18 protein-coding genes are annotated in these 19,782 nt (G+C 72.6%); 5 read left to right on the top strand and 13 right to left on the bottom strand.

The window, feature by feature from the left end:
- Positions 1-8 precede the first annotated feature (8 nt).
- Positions 9-1,508 (top strand): MFS transporter, encoded by a 1,500-nt coding sequence (locus tag RIN75_RS33860; RefSeq protein ID WP_309116155.1) that lies wholly within the window; start codon positions 9-11, stop codon positions 1,506-1,508.
- A gap of 120 nt (positions 1,509-1,628) precedes the next feature.
- Here the strand turns inward: RIN75_RS33860 and RIN75_RS33855 are convergent, their stop codons facing one another.
- The 4 genes from RIN75_RS33855 to RIN75_RS33840 form a co-directional block, all read right to left on the bottom strand.
- On the bottom strand, positions 1,629-4,517 hold the full coding sequence (locus RIN75_RS33855) for a tetratricopeptide repeat protein (protein ID WP_309116154.1): 2,889 nt from the start codon (positions 4,515-4,517) through the stop codon (positions 1,629-1,631).
- Positions 4,518-4,664: 147 nt separating this feature from the next.
- Positions 4,665-5,273: a hypothetical protein gene (locus RIN75_RS33850; protein ID WP_309116153.1), complete on the bottom strand. Its 609-nt coding sequence runs from the start codon at positions 5,271-5,273 to the stop codon at positions 4,665-4,667.
- Between the two features lie 345 nt (positions 5,274-5,618).
- Entirely contained in the window at positions 5,619-6,497 is an 879-nt protein-coding gene (locus RIN75_RS33845; protein ID WP_309116152.1) for an SMP-30/gluconolactonase/LRE family protein, read from the bottom strand.
- 94 nt (positions 6,498-6,591) lie between these two features.
- A complete protein-coding gene (locus tag RIN75_RS33840) occupies positions 6,592-7,176 on the bottom strand; it encodes a sigma-70 family RNA polymerase sigma factor (protein ID WP_309116151.1) in 585 nt (194 codons plus the stop codon).
- A gap of 98 nt (positions 7,177-7,274) precedes the next feature.
- On the opposite strand from RIN75_RS33840, the gene RIN75_RS33835 reads away from it, so the two are divergent.
- Positions 7,275-7,913, top strand: a complete 639-nt coding sequence (locus RIN75_RS33835) for a TetR family transcriptional regulator (RefSeq protein ID WP_309116150.1) — start codon at positions 7,275-7,277, stop codon at positions 7,911-7,913.
- On the opposite strand, the gene RIN75_RS33830 is transcribed toward RIN75_RS33835, so the two are convergent.
- Complete coding sequence (locus RIN75_RS33830) at positions 7,910-8,392, bottom strand: MarR family winged helix-turn-helix transcriptional regulator (protein WP_309116149.1); 483 nt, start codon at positions 8,390-8,392, stop codon at positions 7,910-7,912. The genes RIN75_RS33835 and RIN75_RS33830 overlap by 4 nt on opposite strands.
- Positions 8,393-8,450: 58 nt before the next feature.
- Between RIN75_RS33830 and RIN75_RS33825 the strand changes: the two genes are divergently transcribed.
- Positions 8,451-9,020 carry an NAD(P)H-dependent oxidoreductase gene (locus RIN75_RS33825; protein WP_309116148.1) on the top strand — a complete coding sequence of 190 codons (570 nt, stop codon included), beginning with the start codon at positions 8,451-8,453 and terminating at the stop codon, positions 9,018-9,020.
- Here RIN75_RS33825 and cydC read toward each other — a convergent pair.
- From cydC to RIN75_RS33805, 4 genes are read right to left on the bottom strand one after another with little or no spacing between them, the layout of a single operon-like run.
- The gene (gene cydC, locus RIN75_RS33820; RefSeq protein WP_309116147.1) at positions 8,981-10,537 is read right to left on the bottom strand and encodes a thiol reductant ABC exporter subunit CydC; all 1,557 of its coding nucleotides are present in this window, start codon (positions 10,535-10,537) and stop codon (positions 8,981-8,983) included. The genes RIN75_RS33825 and cydC overlap by 40 nt on opposite strands.
- A 10-nt stretch (positions 10,538-10,547) precedes the next feature.
- A complete protein-coding gene (cydD, locus tag RIN75_RS33815; RefSeq protein ID WP_309116146.1) occupies positions 10,548-12,143 on the bottom strand; it encodes a thiol reductant ABC exporter subunit CydD in 1,596 nt (531 codons plus the stop codon).
- On the bottom strand, positions 12,143-13,099 hold the full coding sequence (gene cydB / locus RIN75_RS33810; RefSeq protein ID WP_309116145.1) for a cytochrome d ubiquinol oxidase subunit II: 957 nt from the start codon (positions 13,097-13,099) through the stop codon (positions 12,143-12,145). The genes cydD and cydB overlap by 1 nt, the downstream gene beginning before the upstream one ends.
- Before the next feature lie 12 nt (positions 13,100-13,111).
- A complete protein-coding gene (locus RIN75_RS33805) occupies positions 13,112-14,392 on the bottom strand; it encodes a cytochrome ubiquinol oxidase subunit I (protein ID WP_309116144.1) in 1,281 nt (426 codons plus the stop codon).
- A gap of 86 nt (positions 14,393-14,478) precedes the next feature.
- On the opposite strand from RIN75_RS33805, the gene RIN75_RS33800 reads away from it, so the two are divergent.
- On the top strand, positions 14,479-15,363 hold the full coding sequence (locus tag RIN75_RS33800) for a LysR substrate-binding domain-containing protein (RefSeq protein ID WP_309116143.1): 885 nt from the start codon (positions 14,479-14,481) through the stop codon (positions 15,361-15,363).
- On the opposite strand, the gene RIN75_RS33795 is transcribed toward RIN75_RS33800, so the two are convergent.
- Positions 15,351-15,758 (bottom strand): hypothetical protein, encoded by a 408-nt coding sequence (locus tag RIN75_RS33795; RefSeq protein WP_309116142.1) that lies wholly within the window; start codon positions 15,756-15,758, stop codon positions 15,351-15,353. The genes RIN75_RS33800 and RIN75_RS33795 overlap by 13 nt on opposite strands.
- Before the next feature lie 1,075 nt (positions 15,759-16,833).
- Here RIN75_RS33795 and RIN75_RS33790 point away from each other — a divergent pair.
- Positions 16,834-17,514 carry a GntR family transcriptional regulator gene (locus RIN75_RS33790; RefSeq protein WP_309116141.1) on the top strand — a complete coding sequence of 227 codons (681 nt, stop codon included), beginning with the start codon at positions 16,834-16,836 and terminating at the stop codon, positions 17,512-17,514.
- Here the strand turns inward: RIN75_RS33790 and RIN75_RS33785 are convergent.
- The 3 genes from RIN75_RS33785 to RIN75_RS33775 are packed head-to-tail and all read right to left on the bottom strand — an operon-like array spanning position 17,498 to position 19,766.
- On the bottom strand, positions 17,498-18,145 hold the full coding sequence (locus tag RIN75_RS33785; RefSeq protein ID WP_309116140.1) for a response regulator transcription factor: 648 nt from the start codon (positions 18,143-18,145) through the stop codon (positions 17,498-17,500). The genes RIN75_RS33790 and RIN75_RS33785 overlap by 17 nt on opposite strands.
- Positions 18,142-19,194 carry a histidine kinase gene (locus RIN75_RS33780; protein ID WP_309116139.1) on the bottom strand — a complete coding sequence of 351 codons (1,053 nt, stop codon included), beginning with the start codon at positions 19,192-19,194 and terminating at the stop codon, positions 18,142-18,144. The genes RIN75_RS33785 and RIN75_RS33780 overlap by 4 nt, the downstream gene beginning before the upstream one ends.
- A gap of 11 nt (positions 19,195-19,205) precedes the next feature.
- Positions 19,206-19,766, bottom strand: coding sequence for a hypothetical protein (locus tag RIN75_RS33775; RefSeq protein ID WP_309116138.1), 561 nt, complete (start codon positions 19,764-19,766; stop codon positions 19,206-19,208).
- Positions 19,767-19,782: the final 16 nt, after the last annotated feature.

The following is a 19,782-nucleotide window of genomic DNA, read 5'->3' as shown; positions in this document are numbered from 1 at the left end:
AGGAAGACATGTCTGCCAAAGCCGGGCCCCGCGAATGGCTGGGCCTGTTCGTGCTCCTGCTCCCCACGACCCTGCTGTTCCTGGCCATGACCGTGCTGTTCCTGGCCACCCCGCAGATCGCCGCCGACCTGCGGCCCAGCGGCAACGAGCTGCTGTGGGTCAACGACGTCTACGGCTTCATGATGGCCGGCCTGCTGGTGGCCATGGGCACCGTGGGCGACCGGATAGGCCGCCGCAAGGTGCTGCTGTTCGGCGCGGCCCTGTTCGGTGTCGCCTCGGTGCTCGCCGCGTTCGCGCCCAACGCCGGCCTCCTGATCGGGGCGCGGGCGTTGATGGGCATCGGCGCGGCGGCCGTGATGCCGTCGACGTTGTCGCTGATCAGCGCCATGTTCGCGGATGCCAGGCAACGGGCGACCGCGATCGGCACGTGGGCGGCGTCGGTGTCGGTCGGCGTGGCGGTCGGTCCGCTGGTCGGCGGCCTGCTGCTGGAGTCGTTCTGGTGGGGTGCGGCCCTGCTGATCGGCGTGCCGGTGATGGCCCTGGTCGTGATCGCCGCGCCGCTGCTGGTGCCGGACTACAAGGCGCCCGGGACGGGGCTGCCGGACGGGCTGTCCGTGCTGCTGTCCATGGCGACCCTGTTGCCGCTGGTGTACGGGGTGAAGGAGTTCTCCAAGTCCGGGTTGACGCTGACCGCCGTGCTGACGGCGGTGGCGGGTCTGGCGTTCGGCGTGTGGTTCGTGCGCCGGCAGTTGCGCTTGGAGGTGCCGCTGCTGGACGTGCGGCTGTTCGGGAACCGGACGTTCAGCGGGGCGCTGGGGGTGTTCCTGCTGTCCGCGATCGCGCTCGGCGGGGTGTACCTGCTGTTCACGCAGTACCTCCAGCTGGTGGCCGGGTTGTCGCCGCTGGAGTCCGGGCTGTGGATCCTGCCCGCGGCGTTGGCGCTGGTGGCGGTGTCGACGCTGTCGCCGGTCCTGGCCCGCAAGGTGCGGCCCGCGTACGTGGTGGCTGCCGGGTCGCTGCTGTCGCTGGTGGGGTACGTGGTGCTGACCCAGGTGGAGAGCGCGGCCGGGCTTCCGGTGCTGATCACCGGGTTCTACGTCCTCTACCCGGGCATCGCGCCGACCATGGCCCTGACCACCGGCATGGTGATCGGCGCGGCTCCGCCGGAGAAGGCGGGCGCGGCGTCGGCGGTGAACACGACGGCGAGCGATTTGGGCGTGTCGCTGGGCATCGCGCTGATGGGCAGCATCGGGACGGCGGTGTACCAGGCGGGGATGGGGCACGCGCCCGCCGAGGCCGCCGACTCGCTGTCCGGCGCGCTGGCCACCGGCTCGTTCGTGGACGACGCCCGGGCCGCGTTCACCAGCGGCCTGAACGCCGCTTCGGTGGTCGCCGCGGTGCTGGTCGCGGGGGCCGCACTGCTCGCGGTGACCCTGCTGCGCCGGGTGCCTGCGGCGGGGACGGCGGCACCGGCGGCGTCGGAGGAGGAAGTGCCGGTTTCGGTGTGAGGTAGGAAGACGAGCCCGGGGGTTGGATGCCCCCGGGCTCGTCGCCATGTCCGCTTCGCCACTCGTCCTCCTGTCAGACCCTGCGGTGCAGGTCCGTGGCGCGCAGCACCCGCACCGGCTTCAGATCGGCTCCAGCCCGGCCAGCCTGGCCTCGACGCGGGCGACCTGCGGGTGGTGGCGGAGCACGGTGAAGATCGCCAGGGCCGCGCGCCAGGACGCCTCCGCCTCGACGTGCCGCCCCGCCTCGAACTGGCACGCGGCGATCCCGTCCAGCGCCTTGGCCTCCTGCAACGGCTCGCCGATCCGCCGCGCGATGGCCAGCGCCTCCCGGTGCTGGGTGAGCGCCTCGGCGGGCCGGCCGCAGTGCCGCAGGGTCGTGCCCAGGCCGTTGAACGCCGCCGTCCGCAGGCTGTGGCTGCCGATCTCGCCGATCAGCTCCAGCGCCTTGTGGTGGTGCTTGAGCGCCTCGTCGGACTGGCCCAACCGGCCGTGCGCCTCGCCCAGGCTGGTCAGCGTGCGTGCCTCGCCGTGCCGGTCGCCGAGGGCCTGGCACAGCGCCAGCGCCCGGCCCAGGTGGTCCAGGGCCTCGTCGGCGCGGCCGGTCTCCAGGTGCACCTGGCCGAGGTTGCCCAGGGTGACCGTCTCGCCGACGCGGTCGCCCGCCTCGCGGAACGCGTCCAGCGTCCGGACCAGGTAGGACACGCCCTCGTCGTACCGGGCGATGTCGATGTGGAACGCGCCGAGGTTGCCCAGCGCGACCGCCTCACCGTGCCGGTTGCCCGCCGCCCGGCACAGCTCCAGGTCGCGGTGGAAGCACGCCAGGGCCTCCTCGAAGCGGCCCAGCTTCTTGGCCGCGTTGCCCAGCGCCGCCAGCGCCTGGTTGCGGCAGGCGGGGCGGTCGAGGTCGACGGCCCCGCGGAGGTGGGCGTGCGCGGCGGTGAAGTCGCCCTGCCGGTACAGGGCCAGCCCGAGGTTCGTGCGCACGACGGCCCTTCCGTCCGGGTCGCCGTCGCGGTCGGCCGCCGCCAGCGCGATCTCGTGGAGGTGCCGCAGGTCGGCGGTGTAGCCGCGGGTGTGCAGGTAGCGGAACAGGACCGCGGCGAGCCGCCAGCACCGCTCGGGCTCGTCGGCCGCGCACCACTCGACCACGGCGATCAGGTTGGCGTGTTCGGCGGTGAGCCGGCGGAGGGCGTCGTCACGGGTGGCGAAGTGCTTTTTCGACGGCGCCGCCCGTTGGCGGAACTTGGGCGACAGGGCGAGGTCGGCCGCGGTGGCGGTGGCCAGGTAGTGGTCCACCAGGCGGACGACCGGTGCGGCGAGGTCGGGTTCGGCGTCCGCGGCGGTCTTGCGGGCGTGGTCGCGCAGCAGGTCGTGGAAGCGGTATCGGCCGGGCACGGGTTCCTGGAGCAGGTGGACGTCCACCAGGTCCTCCAGCAGCGGCTCGACGTCGTCCGGGTCGGCGTCGGCGAGCGCGGCGGCGGCTTCGACGTCGAGGTCCGCGCCGGGGTGCAGGCCCAGCAGGCGGAACAGGCGTTGCCGGTCGGCGGGCAGGGCGGCGTAGGAGAGTTCGAAGGCGGACGCGACCCCGACGTCCCCCGCGGACAGCTCCTTCAACCGCCGGTTGTCCTTCAGCCGGCCCGCCAGGTGCTCGACCGTCCACTGTGGACGGCTGCGCAGCCGGGCGGCGGCCAGTCTGATGGCCAGCGGCAGGTTCTCGCACAGCCGCACCACCTCGGCGGCCGCGTCCGGCTGCCGGTCGGGCCGGCCGTCGCCGACGACACCGGTGAACAGCGCCGCCGCGTCCGGGAACGGCAGGACGTCCAGGGAGGTCGTCCACGCGGGCAGGTCGACCAGGCGTCTTCGGCTGGTGACCAGCGCGAGCGAGCCGGGCGCGCCGGGCAGCAGCGGGCGGACCTGGGCGGCGCTCTCGGCGTTGTCCAGCACCAGGAGGACCCGGTGCCCGGCGAGGGTCGCCCGCAGCAGCGCGGACCGCTCGTCCACGCCCTCGGGCACCTCCTGCTTGGGCACGCCCAGTGCCCGCAGCAGGGCTTCGAGCGCGGCAGCGGTCGGGGTGGGGCCGCGGCCGGCGGTGTGCGCGTGCAGGTCGAGGAACAGGCGGGCGTCCGGGTAGCGGTCGAGCAGGCGGTGGGCGACGTGGACGGCGAAGGTCGTCTTGCCCACGCCGGCCATGCCGTCGATCGCCACGACGGTGCGCTTCCCGTCCGCCACGGCCGCGAGCAGGCTCTTGACCTCGTGCTCGCGGCCGGTGAAGTCGGCGGCGTCGGCGGGCAGGTCGTTGCGGCCGGCCGGGCGGGGCGTGTCGGCGGTGCCGCGGAGGATCTCCTCATGAACGCGGCGCAGCGGCGGGCTCGGGTCGGCGCCGAGTTCGTCGGCCAGCCGGCGGCGGACGCGTTCGTAGTGGTCCAGCGCGTCGGCCTGGCGGCCCGCCCGGTAGAGGGCCTGCATGTGCTGGCGGGCGATGCGCTCGTCCAGCGGGTGTTCGGCGGCGAGCGCGGGCAGGTCGGGCGTGGGCAGGTTGCGGGCCAGCCGCAGCTCGTTGCGCTCGACCACGGCCGCGAGCCGTTCGACCGCGAGGGCGTCCCGGACGGAGTCGGCCCAGGGCGTGTCGAGGCGGTCCAGCGGGGTGCCTCGCCAGAGGTCCAGGGCGTCGTCGAACGCCTGCTCGGCGACGAGCCGGCGGAAGCGGTGCAGGTCGATCGACAGCGGGTCGGTCTCGATCACGTACCCGCCGGAGCGGCGCGTGATCCCGATGTCCGGGTCGGCGGCGAGGACCTGTCTCAGCCGCGAGACGTAGCTGTAGAGGACGTCGTTGGCCTTGCGCGGTGCGCGGTCGAACCAGACGCGCTCGACCAGGGCGTCGACCGGCACCAACCGGTTGACGTCCACCAACAGCACCGCGAGCACGCACTGCCGCCGCGGCGGCCCGATGTCCACCCGTCGCCCCCCGACGGTGAACGCGACCTCCCCGAACAGGCGGAATTCCGCCACAGCCCCTCCCCTGGCTCCCCCGGTTTCCAGGGATAGCGACGGGGCGGAGGCAGCGGCAACCGACAAGGCCGAGCACCGCTCGAATGGACGACTTTTTTAACAGAACAGGGCCGAGCCGGTCATCCGCTGACCGGCTCGGCCCTTGGATCACTTGATCTTCTTGTAGGCCCGGGGCTGGTAGCCACCGGACTTGAGGGTCGACACGGAGACCTTCTCGTGGTCCATGTCGGTCTTGGTGCTGCCCTGCTCGTAGATCCACATGACCGTCTTGTCGGCGTTGGCCCACTTCTCGAACAGCTTGACGTGGCCGTTGCTCAGGACGATGTCACCGGGCTTGAGGGCGGACCAGGCGACCGGCTTGGAGACCTCGGGCAGGGTGTAGGTGGTGCGGCTGCTGGTGAGCTTCCAGGCCATGGAGATGAAGCCGGAGCAGTCGGTCCGGTACTTCTTGCCGCCGTTGATGTCCCGGTACGAGCCCTTCTGGTTGTAGGGCACCTTCTTGTCCCACCAGTACTTCGCCCGCTTGAGGACTTCGGCGCGGGTGATGGGCTTGCCGTAGCCGGCGGCGGCCGCCTCGACGCTCTCGTCCGGGGTGTCCTCGACACCCTGGTCGGCGGCTTGGTCGGCGATCTCGACCAACCCGGTCTGGTCGACGTCGTCGGCGGCCGCGACCCCCAGCGACCCGAACAACAGGGCTCCGGCCACGACCGGTGCGACGGCCAGCTTGGCCAGTTTGTTCAACACGGTGACCTGCACGTTTCCCCCTTGCAGTTGGTGTTGCGTCCAACGCGTCGAACCCTGCCGCCACCGCCTTGCGGGAACCTTGTCGCCGCCGTGTGGGGTTGTGTCGGGCGGGGTTGGAGCAGGCCGAGCAGCCGCAGGACGGCGGGCCGGCAGGGGGGGGCGGAGGGGCGGCTTCGCGGCGGGGGCGGGCGAGGCGGTAGGCGCGGGCTGCGGCGGCGGGCAGGGTAGGCGGGCGAGGCGGTAGGCGCGGGCTGCGGCGGCGGGCAGGGTAGGCGGGCGCACGGCAGGCAGATGGCGGCGGCGAGGGTGGCGATGGAAAGGGTGGCGGCTGGGCGGGAGCCGCCACCCGGAAAGTGGCTAAGGGGTCAAGGAGAGGCGGGCCAGGGCCCCGATTTCCAGAGCTACCCACAGGGCGCCGTCGGGGCCCAAAGTGATGCCGTGCGGCTCGGAGCGCGGCGTGGGCAGGTCGTGGAGTTCGACCGTCCCGTCCGGCGACAGTCGGCCCACCCTGTTCCCACCCCACTCCGTGAACCACAGCGCCCCGTCCGGACCAGCCGTGATCCCGTGCGGTCTGCCCAGCGGATCCGGCAGCGGAAACTCCTCCACCACCCCGTCCACATCGATCCGACCGACCCGACCGGCCGTGATCTCCACGAACCACAGCCGCCCGTCCGGCCCCGCCGCCAACCCCACCGGCCCCGCGCCATCCGTCGGCAGGGTGTGCACCGTGACCTCGCCGTCCACCGTGATCCGGCCGATCGCGTCCGCCTGGTTGAGGGTGAACCACAGCGCCCCGTCCGGTCCGGCCACGATCGCCGACGGCAGCCCGCCGGACACCGGCAGCCCGAACTCCGTCACCTCCCCGCCCACCGAGATCCGCCCGATCCGGTCCGCGGTCGTCTCGGTGAACCACAAAGCGCCGTCCGGACCCGCCGCGATCCCGAACGGCCCGCACTCCGCCAGCGGGAACTCCGTCACCTCCCCCGCCACCGAGATGCGCCCGATGCGGTGCGCCCGGTACTCGGTGAACCACAAGCCGCCGTCCGGACCGGCGGTGATCAGGGTTGGTCCGCAGTCCGGGTCGAGGGCAAAACCAACCGGCGCACCACCGGGTTCCAGGCGGCCGATCTGTCCACTTTGGACTAACGTGTACCACAGCGCACCGTCGGGCCCGGTGGTGATGGCGTGGGGACCGCCACCGGGCACGGCGTGCTCTTCGATCGTCAGGTGAGTCATGCAGGGCGCTCCCCGTCGTCGGTCAAGCCACGTCGAACACAGCAGGTCACGCGATGTCGAACACAGCAGGTCACGCGATGTCGAACACAGCAGGTCACGCGATGAGGTCGGCGAGGACGCAAGTACGGGTGCCCACCAGCACGACCTTCTCCACGGTCACGTCCGCCTCGGCGGCCAGCTCCTCCGGCGTGGGCTGCCGCCCGCTGCCGGCCAGCGCCCGCCGGGCCTTGGTGACCCGGTACAGCACGTCCGCCATGTGCGAGGGCAGGCGGATGGTGCGACTTTGGTCCGCGTGGGCGCGGCCGACGGCCTGCTTGATCCACCACGTCGCGTACGTGGAGAACTTCAGGCCGCGCCGGTGGTCGAATTTGTCCACAGCGTGCATCATGCCGATCGTCCCCTCCTGCACCAGATCCGCCAGCGGCATGCCTTCGCCCGTGGCGTACCGCTTGGCGATCGACACCACCAGCCGCAGGTTCGCCCGGACCATGTGGTCCTTGGCCCTGCGCCCGTCCTCGACCAGCCGTTCCAGGTCCGCCCGCTCGGCGGCGGTGAGCCCTTCGGCGCGGTCGAGCCGTTCCCGCGCCAGGACGCCCGCCTCGATGCGTTCGCCGAGCGCGACCTCCTGCTCCGCGGTCAACAGCGGAGTGCGGCCGATCCGGTCGAGGAAGTCCCTCACGCGGCTCCTTCCGGTCGGTGTGCCTGCGAACACAAATTAGGTCGGACCCAAGTATATGTCAAGAAGAATTTTGTGACCGACCTATGTATACTCCCGGTATGACCACCCCGCCGCCGGGCCTGCGCGCCCGCAAGAAGCAGCAGACCAGGGAGAACATCTCCAACCAGGCCACCCGCCTGTTCCTGGAGCGCGGGTTCGACAAGGTCACGATCGCCGACGTGGCCGAGGCCGCCCAGGTCGCGAAGATGACCGTCACCAACTACTTCCCACGCAAGGAGGACCTGGCGCTCGACCTGGGCGGGGTGTTCGTCGACATGCTCGCCCGGACCGTCCGCGAACGGACCCCCGGCGAGTCGGCCCTGACCGCCCTGCACCGCGCCTACGCGGACGCGGTCGCCCGCCGCGACCCGGTGATCGGCTTCTCCGGCCCGGAGTTCGCCCGGATGATCGCGGACAGCCCGGCCCTGGTGTCCCGGCTCCGCGAGTTCCACGACGACCGCGAGACGGCCCTGGCCGAGGCGTTGACCGAGGAGACCGCCGCCCGCCCGGACGACCTCCACCCCCGCGTGGCCGCCGCGCTGCTGGGCAGCGTGCACCGGTTGCTGTTCGACGAGACCCTGCGCCGGACCGTCGCGGGCGAGCCGAACGACGAGATCGCCGCCGCCCTCGCCGACCACGTCGACACCGCGTTCGGCGCTCTGGAGCCGGCTCTGGGCTCCTACGCGGTCCGCAACTAACGGGGTGGCGAAGTGGCCGCGCCGCTCGCCGTCAGGTGGTCGACGACGCGGCGGGAGAGGGTGGCCAGGACGTCGACCTCCTCGTCGGTCAGCAGGTCGACCAGGTGCTCCCGGACCGACGCCACGTGGTGCGGCGCGGCGGAGCGGATCGCGGTCCAGCCCTCGTCGGTGAGCACGACCTCCGAGCCCCGACCGTCGTCGGCGACGTCCTCGCGGCGCACCAGGCCGCGGGCCTGCATCCGGGTCACGTGGTGGGACAACCGGCTGGGGGACCACAGGAGGTGGGCGGCCAGGTCGCGCAGGCGCAGCCGGCCGCCGGCGGCCTCGGACAGCGTCGACAGCACGTCGTAGTCCGGTTCCGACAGGCCCGTCCGCTCGGTCAGGTCCCGGGCCAGGGCCAGGTCCAGCAGGGTGCGCATGCGGCGGTAACCGCGCCACGCCCGGTCTTCCCGCGCGGTGAGCCACTTCGGTTCGTCCACGGCGCCCAGGCTAACAGAGATTGTTGACATGTCATCAGATCTTGCCTACCTTGATGACATGTCAAACAAACCGCGTCTCGCCGTCGTCGTCGCCAGCACCCGCCCCGGACGGATCGGCCCCCGGGTCGGGGAGTGGTTCGGCGCGCTCGCCGCGGACGAGTTCGAGGTGGTCCCGGTCGACCTCGCCGAGGTGGGCCTGCCGCTGCTGGACGAGCCCGAGCACCCGTCGTCCGGCGTCTACGCGCACGAGCACACACGGCGGTGGAGCGCGCTCGTCGACTCGATGGACGCCTTCGCCTTCATCACCCCCGAGTACAACCACGGCTTCCCCGCCACCCTCAAGAACGCGCTGGACTACCTCTCCCGCGAGTGGCGGCACAAGGCGGCGGGCCTGGTCGGCTACGGCATGAGTTCGGCGGGTCTGCGCGCCACCCAGATGCTGACCCCGGTGGTCCGGGCGCTGGGCATGGTCCCGGTCGCCGAGACGGTCGCGATCCCGCTGCGCCAGCGCGTGGACGACGAAGGCCGCCTCGTCCCGGACGAGGTCATGAACGCCACCGCCAAGGCCCTGATCGACTCCCTCGCCCGCTACACGGCGGCACTCGCGTCGCTGCGGACCTCCGCCTGAGCGACGAGCCGACCCCGGTCGAGAGCCAGCACCTCGTCCACGGCGGCCAGCCCGGCCGGGCGGTGGGTGACCAGCACGCACGTGCGGTCGTCGGCCAGGACGTCGCGCAGGATCGCGTCGGCGGTCTCCGCGTCGAGGCCTTCGGTGGGTTCGTCGAGCAGCAGCACGGGCGGGTCGGCCAGGAGGGCGCGGGCGAGCAGGAGGCGGCGGCGTTGACCTCCGGACATGCCCTCGCCGACCACGGTGTCCCAGCCGCGCGGGAGCGACTCGATCCAGTCCAGCAGGCGGGTTTTCGCCGCCACGGCACGGAGTTCGTCGTCGGTGGCGTCGGGTTTGGCCAGGGTGAGGTTGGCGCGGACGCTGGCGTGGAAGACGTGCGCGTCCTGGGTGAGACCGGTGATCACGCGCCGGACGTCATCGCTGTCGTGAGCACGCAGCTCGTGGCCGTTCAACCGGGCTTGCCCCTCGTACTCCACGAACCGCATCAGGACGGCGAGCAAAGTGGACTTGCCGGAGCCGCTGGGGCCGACGACGGCGACCTTCCGGCCGGGTTCGAGCGTCAGGGTCACGTCGTCCAGGACGCCCGGGACGCGCAGCCCCGCCAGTTCGACGGTGACCGGTGAACTCGGTGCCGGCACGGGGTTTTCGGGTTCGTCGACCGGCGGCGGGGTGTGGTGCGGGCGGGCGAGCCGGGAGGCCGCCTCGCGGGCGCGGGTGAACGTGCGGGCGGCTGCGGGCAGCGGGAGGACCACGTCGAACACGGCCAGCGCCAAGACCGTCAAGACCGTGGTCAGGACGGCCGACCCGGTGTCGAGCCGAGTCATCATGGTCGCGGTCAGGCCTTGGGTCAGCACGATCGCCGCCGTCGCCCACCCCGGTCGCCGACGCCCGAGACCACGAAAGACGAACCGGGCACTGGCGCCGAACGCGGCGAGGTCCGCCGCGCCCCGGACCAGGTCCACGGTGGCCGCCGACAGGTCCGCCTCCCGGCGTCGATCATCTCCGGCGAACAGGACCGAGAGCACTGCGGCGCAAAGCATCCCGCAGGCCAGGACGACACCGGCCGCAGGCACGATCAACGCCGCCACCGCACTCGCGGTCACGCCCACCGCAGCAGCCACCGCGGCCGGCGTGAGGCACCGCAGAACCAAGTCCTGCAAGGCGTCCACGTCCGCGACGACCCCAGTGAGCGCCTCACCGCTGTGCACCGAGCCGCCGCGCGCGGGGGCGAGCGGACGAAGGGCCTGGTAGGTCGTGGTGCGCAGGTCGGCCACGGCCGCCAGCACGGCGTCATGGCCCAGCAGCCGGTCCACGTACCGCAGCACGCCCCGCCCCAGCGACAACGCCCGCACCACGACGATCGCCAACGCGATGGCGGCCAACGGCGGCTGTTGCGCGGCCCGGGCGATGAGCCACGCCGCCGTCCCCGTCAACGCCACCGCCGACAGCTCCGCCAGCACCGCCGCGCACACCGCGACCACCAGGCCCCGCCAGTGCGGGACCAGCGACCTCAACACCCGTTCCTCCTCATGCGGGCACTGGAACCAGCCGGTCGACGTGCTCCAGCACGGCGGGCCGGTGGGCGACGACGAGCACCGTGCGCCCGGCCATCAGCCGCGCCGACGCCGCCACCACCGCCGCCTCGCTCGCCGGGTCGAGGTGGGCGGTGGGTTCGTCGAGCAGCAGCACGGGCGCGTCCCGCAGGAACGCCCGGGCCAGCGCGATCCGCCGCCGCTGCCCCTCCGACAGGCCCGCGCCGCGCTCGCCCAGCACGGTCTCGTAACCCTCGGGCAGGTCCAGCACGAACTCCTCGACGGCGGCGGCCCGTGCGGCGGCCCGCACCTCGGCGTCGGAGGCACCCGGCCGGCCCAACCGGATGTTGTCCGCGACCGACACGGCGAACAGGTGCGGGTGTTGCGGCACCCACGCCACGTCCGCCCGCCACCGGTCGAGGTCCACGTCCGCCAGGTCGACATCACCCACCAGCACCCGCCCGGACTCCGGTGCGGCAAAACCCAGCAGCAGAGCCAGAACCGTCGACTTCCCGGCCCCGCTCGGCCCAACCAGCGCCACCCGTTCGCCGGGCCGGACCGCCAGCGAGAACCCGCTGAGCGCGGTGTCCTCCCGGTCCGGGTAGCGCACGGTCACCCCGTCCAGCGCCAACCCCGCCCCGCGCGGCGACGCCGTCCCGCGGGACCGAACCGGCAGGTCGAGCAGCGCGAACGCCTGTTCCGCCACCGCGACGCCCTCGGCGCCGTCGTGGAACGCCGCCCCGGCCGCCCGCAGCGGCAGGTACGCCTCGGGCGCGAGGAAGAGCACCACCAGCGCGACGTCCAGCCCGACCGACCCGGTGAGCAGCCGCAACCCCAGCGGCACCGCCACGACCGCCACGGACAGCGCGGTGACCAGTTCGAGCACCAGCGAGGACAGGAACGCCACCCGCAGCGTCCGCGTGGTCGCCCGGCGGTGCCGGTCGGCCATGCGCCGCACCACGTCCGCCTCGGACCGGTCCCGCCCGAACGCCCGCAGCGTCGGCAGACCGGTGACGACGTCGAGGAAGTGCCCGCCGAGCCGGGACAGCAACCGCCACTGCCGCGCGGTGCGCCGCCGGGTGTGGGTGCCGACCAGCACCCCGAAGATCGGCACCAGCGGTACGGTGACCAGCACGACCAGCGCCGACGCCGGATCGGTGAGAACCAGCGCGACCAGGACCGCGATTGGCACGACGGCCGCCGCGGCGAAGCGCGGCAGGTAGCCGGTGACGTACCGGTCGAGGCCGTCGAGGCCGCGCGTGACCAGGGTGGCGACCTCGCCGTGCCGCTGCCGGCCCAGCACCACCGGCCCGAGGGCCTGGGTGTGGGCCAGCAGCCGCGAGGTCAGCGCGCCGCGCACCGCCGCCGCGACCCGTTCGGCCAGCACCTCCTGCCCCCGCACCAACGCGGCCCGCGCCACGAACACCCCGACCAGCGGCACCACGGAAGCGCCCGCGGTCAGCACGTCCGCCAGCAACACCGCCTGCGCGACGACCACCGCCGCACCCACCCCGGCCAGCGCGGTCGCGACCACGAGATGCCGGCGCACCGCGGGGAACTCACGCAGCAGCCGCCGCTCGACCGCCTTCATCAGAAGTACGTCGGGGTGCGCTGGTCCACCCGACCCCGGAACGCCCACCGACTCCACCACTGGTGCGCCACCACCAACGGCACCACCAGGACCCCGAACCACGACAGGACCGCGAGCGTGGCCGGGTCCGCCGCCCCCTTCGCCGCCGTCATCGAGTTGTCCAAAGTAGACACCAACACATACGGGTACTGCGCCACACCAAGCAACACAACCAGCGAGGCCGCCGCACACGCCGTCGCCAGGAAACTCCTCCTCCAGTAGCCGATGCCCAACACCACCAAGACCCCGCCCACGACCACCAGCGCGGCACCCGGGTTCACCACACCAACGGCATCCCAGCCGAGCACCAAGCACACGGCCAACCCCACCACCACAACCCCGATCAACGGCCGCACCAACGCCCTCGCCCGCGCCCCGTCCACCAGCCGCCGCGACAGCAGCACCGCCCCGTGCGCGGTGAACAGCGCCAACGACGTCAGCCCGCACGCCACCACGAACGGGTCGAGCACCATCGACCACGTCACGCCGAACGCCCCGGAAGCGCCGCGCGGCACCCCGTTCAGCAACACCCCGACCACCAGCCCCCACGCCACCGCCGGCACCACACCGCCGACGACCACCAGGACGTCCCACAACCGCGCCCAAGCCCGGGAGCGCAACTGCACGGCCGCCTTGCCCAGCACCAGCCCCACCAGCAACAACACCATCAACGGGTGCAGCCCGGACAGCAAAGTCCCTTCCAACACGGGAAAAGCGCCGAACAGCACGCCGGCGAACGCGACCAGCCACACCTCGTTGCCGAAGAACCACGGCCCCAAAGCCGCCAGCACGGCCCGCCGCCCGGCCTCGTCCCGCCCGACCACCGGCAGCAGCACCTGCACGCCGTAGTCGTAGCCACCGAGCACGAAGTACCCGGCCAGCAGGAAACCCAGCAGCACCAACCACGCGGTCGTCACCACCGCCCCCTCTCAGTGCACCCGCCGCGCGAACCGGGCGATCAGCACCCAGTCCGCCACGGCCAGTGCCACGAACAAGCTCATGAACACCACCAGCGACACCGCCGTCGCCGTCGCGCTGACCGGCGACACGGCGTCCGCCACGGTCAACTCGCCGTACACCAGCCACGGCTGCCGCCCGCCCTCGCGGAACAGCCACCCGCCAACCGACGCGACGAACGGCAGCGGGATCACCGCGACCAGGACCGGGGCCAGAAAGCGTTGGTACGCAGGCGGTTTCCACAGCAGCACACCCACGAGCACCGCGCACACCACGGCGATCGGCACCCGATACGGTCCCGCCTCCCCGAACAACAGCCCGCCGACGAACTCCCCGACCAGCAGCCCGAACAACGGCACCGAGAGCACCCGCCACCGCAGCAAACCCTTGCGGTGCACCAGGACCACGGCTACGAGCGCGACCAGGAACACCACGTACGCCACGTACAGCATCACGGTGTGCCCGACGTCCGCCCAGTTCCCGCTGCCCAGGACCGCCATCTTCGTCGGCTGCGTGCGCTCCAGCAGCGGGTACTGCACGCCGCCGAGCGCGTAGGCGGGGACGGTCGACGCGCCCGCCACCGCGACCCCCATCCGCAGCGTCCACTGGAACTCCGCCCGCCCCCGGGCCAGGTGGTAGGCGCTGATGCCGGCCACGAACAGCCCGCCGGCCAGCAGCGAGCCCGCCGTGATGTGCCCCAGCGCCAGCAGGGCGCTCGGGTTGACCAGCATCGCGCCGAAGTCGGTGAGGTAGGCGACCCCGTCGCGGACCTCGTGGCCCACGGGGTGCTGGAGGAAGCCGTTGGCGACCATGATCCAGTACGCCGAGGCGTAGGCGGTGAGCGTGACCAGCCACAGCAGTGCCGCGTGGACGCGCCGGCCGAGGCGGTCCCAGCCGAAGATCCACATGCCGAGGAACGTGGACTCGGCGAAGAACGCGATCAGCGTCTCCAGGGCGAGCGGCGCGCCGAACACGTTGCCCGCGTACTTGCTCAGCCCGCTCCACTGCAGGCCGAGTTGGAACTCCATCACCAGGCCGGTGACGATGCCCAGCGCGTAGTTGACCACGTAGAGCCGGCCCCAGAACCGGGTCGCCCGCTCCCACCGCGCCCGCACGTCGGGGTCCCGCGCGAGCGCGGCCCGGGTGTGCATGACCGCGACCAGCGGCACCAGGCCCAGCGCGAGCACCACGAACAGCCAGTGGACGGTCGTGGTGCCCGCGAACTGGAGCCGTGCCAACAGCACTGCGTCCATCAGAACTCCTCCCTCGCAGCGAGGCTAGGGAGCTCGGCTTATGCTGTCCAAGACCGCTTTCGCCATGAACTCATGCCTGGAGAGCTATGGAATTGCTACCGCTGCGCTACTTCCAGGTCGTGGCCCGGCACGAGCACATCAGCCGGGCCGCCGAGGAACTGCGCGTCGCCCAGCCGTCGGTGAGCCGGACCATCGCGCGGTTGGAGGAGGAGCTGGGCGTGCGGCTGTTCGACCGGCAGGGCCGCGGGATCGCGCTCAACCGGTTCGGCGCGGCGTTCCTGGCCCGGGTCGACCGGGCGCTGGCGGAGCTGGACGAGGGCCGCCGCGAACTGGCCGACGCCGCCGGGCTGGAGCGCGGGGCGGTGTCCGTGGCCGCGGAGACCGCGTTGACCCTGCGGAACCTGCTGCTGGAGTTCCGGTCCGCGCACCCGGAGGCGGACGTCCGGCTGTACCAGTCGACCGCGGGCCGGATGGTGGACCAGCTGCGGCGGCGCGAGGTGGACTTCTGCCTGGCGTCGCAGCCGTTGACCGGCCTGCCGCTGGAGTCGGTGGAACTGCTGGACGAGGAGGTGCTGCTGGTCGTCCCGCTGGACCACCCGCTGGCCGGGCGCTCCCGGGTGGCGGTGGCGGAGCTGGCGGGCGAACCGTTCGTCACCACCCGTCCCGGCCACTGGCAGCGCGCCCTGGCCGACCGGCTGTTCGCGGCGGCGGGCGTCGAGCCGGTCATCGTGTGCGAGGGCGACGAGCCGGCCGCGACCGCTGACCTGATCAGCGCCGGGTTGGGCATCGGCCTGGTCCCCGCCATGGCCCGGCAGCTGGCCGACCGCACCCCCTTCGCGTGGTTGCACGTGGACGCTCCCGACTGCCGCCGCAGGTTGAGCCTGGTGTGGCGCACGGACGCCTACCTGTCCCGGGCCGCTCAGCGCTTCCGCGACCTGGCCGTGCGCCACTTCCGCGATCAGCCCTGGTAGGTGCGGGCGACCGCGACCAGGTCCCCGTCCTCGCGGGTCGAGGCCACGACGCCGGCGGGACGCGGGGTGGCGGCCTCGGGCAGCCCGTGCGTCTCGTCGATCGCCGTCACGCGCACGCTCGACGCACCGGGCGTGCGCAAGGTGATCTCAACCCCTTCCTCGGGCAGGTCGCGGAACCGGATTTCACCGGGCCACGTGTTCGCCCGCGCACCCCGCACGGACACCCCCACCGGTCCACGCCCGGGCGCCACCGCCGCACACACCACGCCCAGCACCGCCAGTGCCACCAACGCTCCGGCCACCGGTACTTGTGCGCCCCACACCCGCCGCTGCAACACGTACCAGCCGAGCACCGCCGACGCCGCCAACGCCACAACCGCCGCCTGGTACGCCATGGGCCGATGAAGGAGCCCACCCATGGCGTCGTACCCCGGCCGAACCCACACCAGGACCGCCCACAGCCCTTGCCCCGGCACCGCCGAGACCCCCAACGCGCAGTCCGCGCCCCACCGCCTCCTGCACCTCAACCCCGAACCCGAGCTTCCTCAACTCCTAGACTGCATAATCCCGCGCCCGATCACCAGCCGCACTGCCCAACGGCCGAGGCTCGCCCGCAATCCGTCCCAAGTGGACCAACGCCCGCTCCGCACTGGACCGCTCCCCACTCCCCGAAGCCGGAACCGCTTGCTGCACACTCCCTTCCCCCAACACCACAACCCCCAGGGCCACCCCCACAACCCCAAGCCCAACCGCAACCCACCACCGAGCAACCCGCCGCATTCCCAAGATCACAAGAACGACGCCAAGCCCCCACGAGCGCCCCGACATGAGGCCGACCACACAACCATTTGAGGTTTTCCACACCCCACACGCCCACAACTGTCACACCCCGCTGAGACAATGGAACCGGGGGGCGGAGGCCAAGCCCGCCACGGAACCTGGCAGCGGGCCGGGGTGGTTGTGGGTGGCGGTTGTGGCTGTGGTGGTGAGTCGGGTGCGGGGAGCGCTCGGACGGCAGCCAGCCGGCTGTCGCGTGTGGCGGTGACCGCGGCGGTGGGGCGGCGCGGTTGCGGCCGGCAGCGGCAGTCGAGGCGGCGAGGGCGGCCCGGCGGCAGCGGTCGAGGCGGCGAGGGCGGCGAGCGGTGGGTGGCGTGGCGAGGGCCGGCTAGTGGCTCCGCTGCCCGTGACGAGCGCCGATGTCGTACCCCCATGGGACAATGGGATCGGGGGCCGGAGGCCACGCGAGGCTCACGCGAACCCGGCCAGAAGCCCGCGCGAAGCCGGTCCGAAGGCTGCGCGAAGCCGGCGCGGAGCCAGCGGAAAGCCGGCGCGGAGTCGGCGCGAAGCCGGCCCAAGAGCCGCCCGAAGCCTGTGCGAAGCAGGCACCGGTCAGGCCGCATGTCGGGCCGATCGGCCGGCCGCCGCGCGGCTATAGTGGCCGCGTTTCGAACCGCGAGGAACGGAGAGCCGATGACGGCGTCGGGTGGCGACCCCGCGGACCAGGTGCCGCCGCACCGCCTGAACACCGCCGACCAGGTGGCCGCCGTCCTCCGCAAGCGCATCACCGACGGCCTCCTCGAACCCGGCCGCCAGCTCCGCGAAGAGCAGCTCTCCACCGCGCTCGGCATCTCCCGCAACACCATCCGCGAAGCGTTCCGCGTCCTCATCCAGGACGAACTGATCGTCCGCGAGCCCTACCGCGGCGTGTTCGTCCGCGTCGTCACCGCCGAGGACGTGGCCGACATCTTCCGCACCCGCAAGCTCCTCGAACCCCTCGGCCTCGACGCCCTGGTCGCCGACCCGCGGGCCGCCGCCCGCCTGCTCGACATCGCCGGCACCGCCGAAGCCGCCGCCCGCGCCGGCGACTGGCGCGGCGTCGGCACCGCGAACCTCGACCTGCACCGGGCGCTGGTCGAACCGTGCCGCAGCCAGCGGCTGGACCGGCTGTTCACCCAGCTGTTCGCCGAACTCCGCCTGGCCTTCCTGCTCACCGGCGACCCCCGGTCGCTGCACGAGCCGTACCTCGCCTGGAACCGGACCATCGCCGAACTGGTCGTCGCCGGCGACGCCGAAGCCGCCCGCGCCGAACTCCTCCGCTACCTCGACGACGCGGAACGCCGGATCACCGCCGCCGTCAGGGCGAAGAGCTGAACCCGGGCACCGCCAGCCCCGACTCGTAGGCCGCGATCACCGCCTGGACCCGGTCGCGCAGCCCCAGCTTGGCCAGCACGTTGCTGACGTGCGTCTTCACCGTGTGCTCGGTGACCACCATCGCCGCCGCGATCTCGGCGTTGGTCAGGCCGCGCGCGATCAGCGCCAGCGTCTCCTGCTCCCGCGCGGTCAGCGCGGGCAGCCGCACGGTCGGCGTCGGCGCCGTGAAACGCGCGATCAGCTTCCGGGTCACCGAAGGCGCGAGCAACGCCTCCCCCGCCGCCACCACCCGCACCGCGTGCACCAGGTCGTCCCGCCGCACGTCCTTGAGCAGGAACCCGCTCGCCCCCGCCTTCAACGCCTCGAACACGTACTCGTCCACGTCGAACGTGGTCAGCATCAGCACCTTGGTCACCCCGCTGACCGCTCGCGCCGCCTCGATCCCGTCCATCCCGGGCATCCGCACGTCCAGCAACGCCACGTCCGGCCGCGACTCCCGCACCGCCGAAACCGCCGCCGCACCGTCACCCACCTCGGCGACGACCTCGATGTCCGGCTGGGCGTCGAGGATCATGGCGAACCCGGCCCGCACCAGCTCCTGGTCGTCGGCGACCACCACCCGGGTGCTCATGCCGGCAACCGCACCGACACGCGGAACCCGGCCCCGTCCACCCGCGGACCGACCTCCGCGAACCCACCGCACGCCGCCGCCCGCTCCCGGATGCCGATCAACCCCCGCCCACCCCTCGTCGAGGTCGCGCCCCGCCCGTCGTCCACCACGCTGATCACCAGCTCATCGGCCTTCCACTCCAGTCGAACGCCCGCCCGCGCCGCCCCCGCGTGCCGCACGACGTTGGTCAGCGCTTCCTGCGTGATCCGGTAGGCCGCGACCGCGACATCGGGCCGCAGCGGCACCGGCGACCCCGACACCGCGAAGTCCACCTCGACCCCGGCCCGCCGCACCTGCTCGGCCAGCCCCGGCAGGTCGTCCAGCGTCGGCTGCGGCGCACGCGGACCGCCGTCGTCGTCCAGCACCGCGAGGATGCGCCGCAACTGGGCCATCGCGTCCCGCCCCGCCGACGCGATCGCGTCGAACGCCGCCTCCGCCCGGGCCGGGTCGGCGCGCAGCACCACCGGCCCCGCCTCCGCCTGCACCACCATCACGCTGACCGCGTGCGACAGGATGTCGTGCATGTCCCGCGCGATCCGCGCCCGTTCCCGCTCGGCCGCGCGCTCCGCCTCGACCTCGCGCTCCCGCTCCAGCCGCTCGGCCCGCTCGACGGCGGCCGCGTTCACCCGACCCACCGCGTAGGCGGCGACCAGCAGGGCGATCGTCCGCAACGCCGTCACCGGCCCCACCGCAACCAACGTCCCACCGATCGACAACACCAACGCAGCGACCCGAGCCCGCGGCCCCGCATACGCCCCAACCGCGTGCATCGCCACGATCGCCGCGTACCAAACAGGCTGTCCCGGCACCTCGCCGACATGGTCGTACGAAGCAGCGATCAGCAGCACCGCCACCAACACCACCATCGGCGCCTGCCGCCGCCAGAACAACGGCACGGCCGAAGCCAGGACGACGAGATACCCGGGCGACCCGTACGACTCGTCCCCGATCGCGAACGGCCACAGCTGGGCCGCCGCGACCAGCACGGGAAGCCCCCACCGGATCAGCACGCCGATCATCCTCACACAAGCACCGACGCCCGCCGCCGCGCCAACGGCAGGAAGGAAACGAACAGCAGCACCGCACCCACCGGGATCAGATCCTTGGAAACGATCGGCATCACGAGGTCCGCGAACACCAACACCGGCGTCCACACGCGAACTTCCTTGCGCAGCGCCAACATCACCACAAGCGTGAGCTGCCCGACGGAGAAGACGTAGGGCGCGAGTTCGTAGCAGAACAACGCCACCCCCGGCACCTCCCGCACCTGCCGGGACAACGCCGCCATCCCCGCGTGGTCGGAGGCGATCAACCCCACCACCACGTCCACCGCGAACTGCCCGATGAACCCCACCGCCCCAACCGTGGCAACAGCGGCCACCCAAAGGGCACGCGGCCCAATGCGAGCAGCCATGTCCCAAAAGATCCGGATGAACAACAGCAACGCGGCGAGGAAGGCCAGATGCCCGAGCGTCCAGGCAGCCCCAGGGCCACGCTCCCCGTCGAACCCGTCAACCATCCGAGCGAGGCCGTAGAAGAGGACCAGCAGCGGTGCTGCGATGTATGCGTTCATGCCGATCATCCTGCGTAAACGCAGC

Origin of the sequence: Saccharothrix sp. (assembly GCF_031180885.1) — a bacterium.
Classification (GTDB): domain Bacteria; phylum Actinomycetota; class Actinomycetes; order Mycobacteriales; family Pseudonocardiaceae; genus Actinosynnema.
This window is presented reverse-complemented; position numbering and strand designations above follow the sequence as displayed.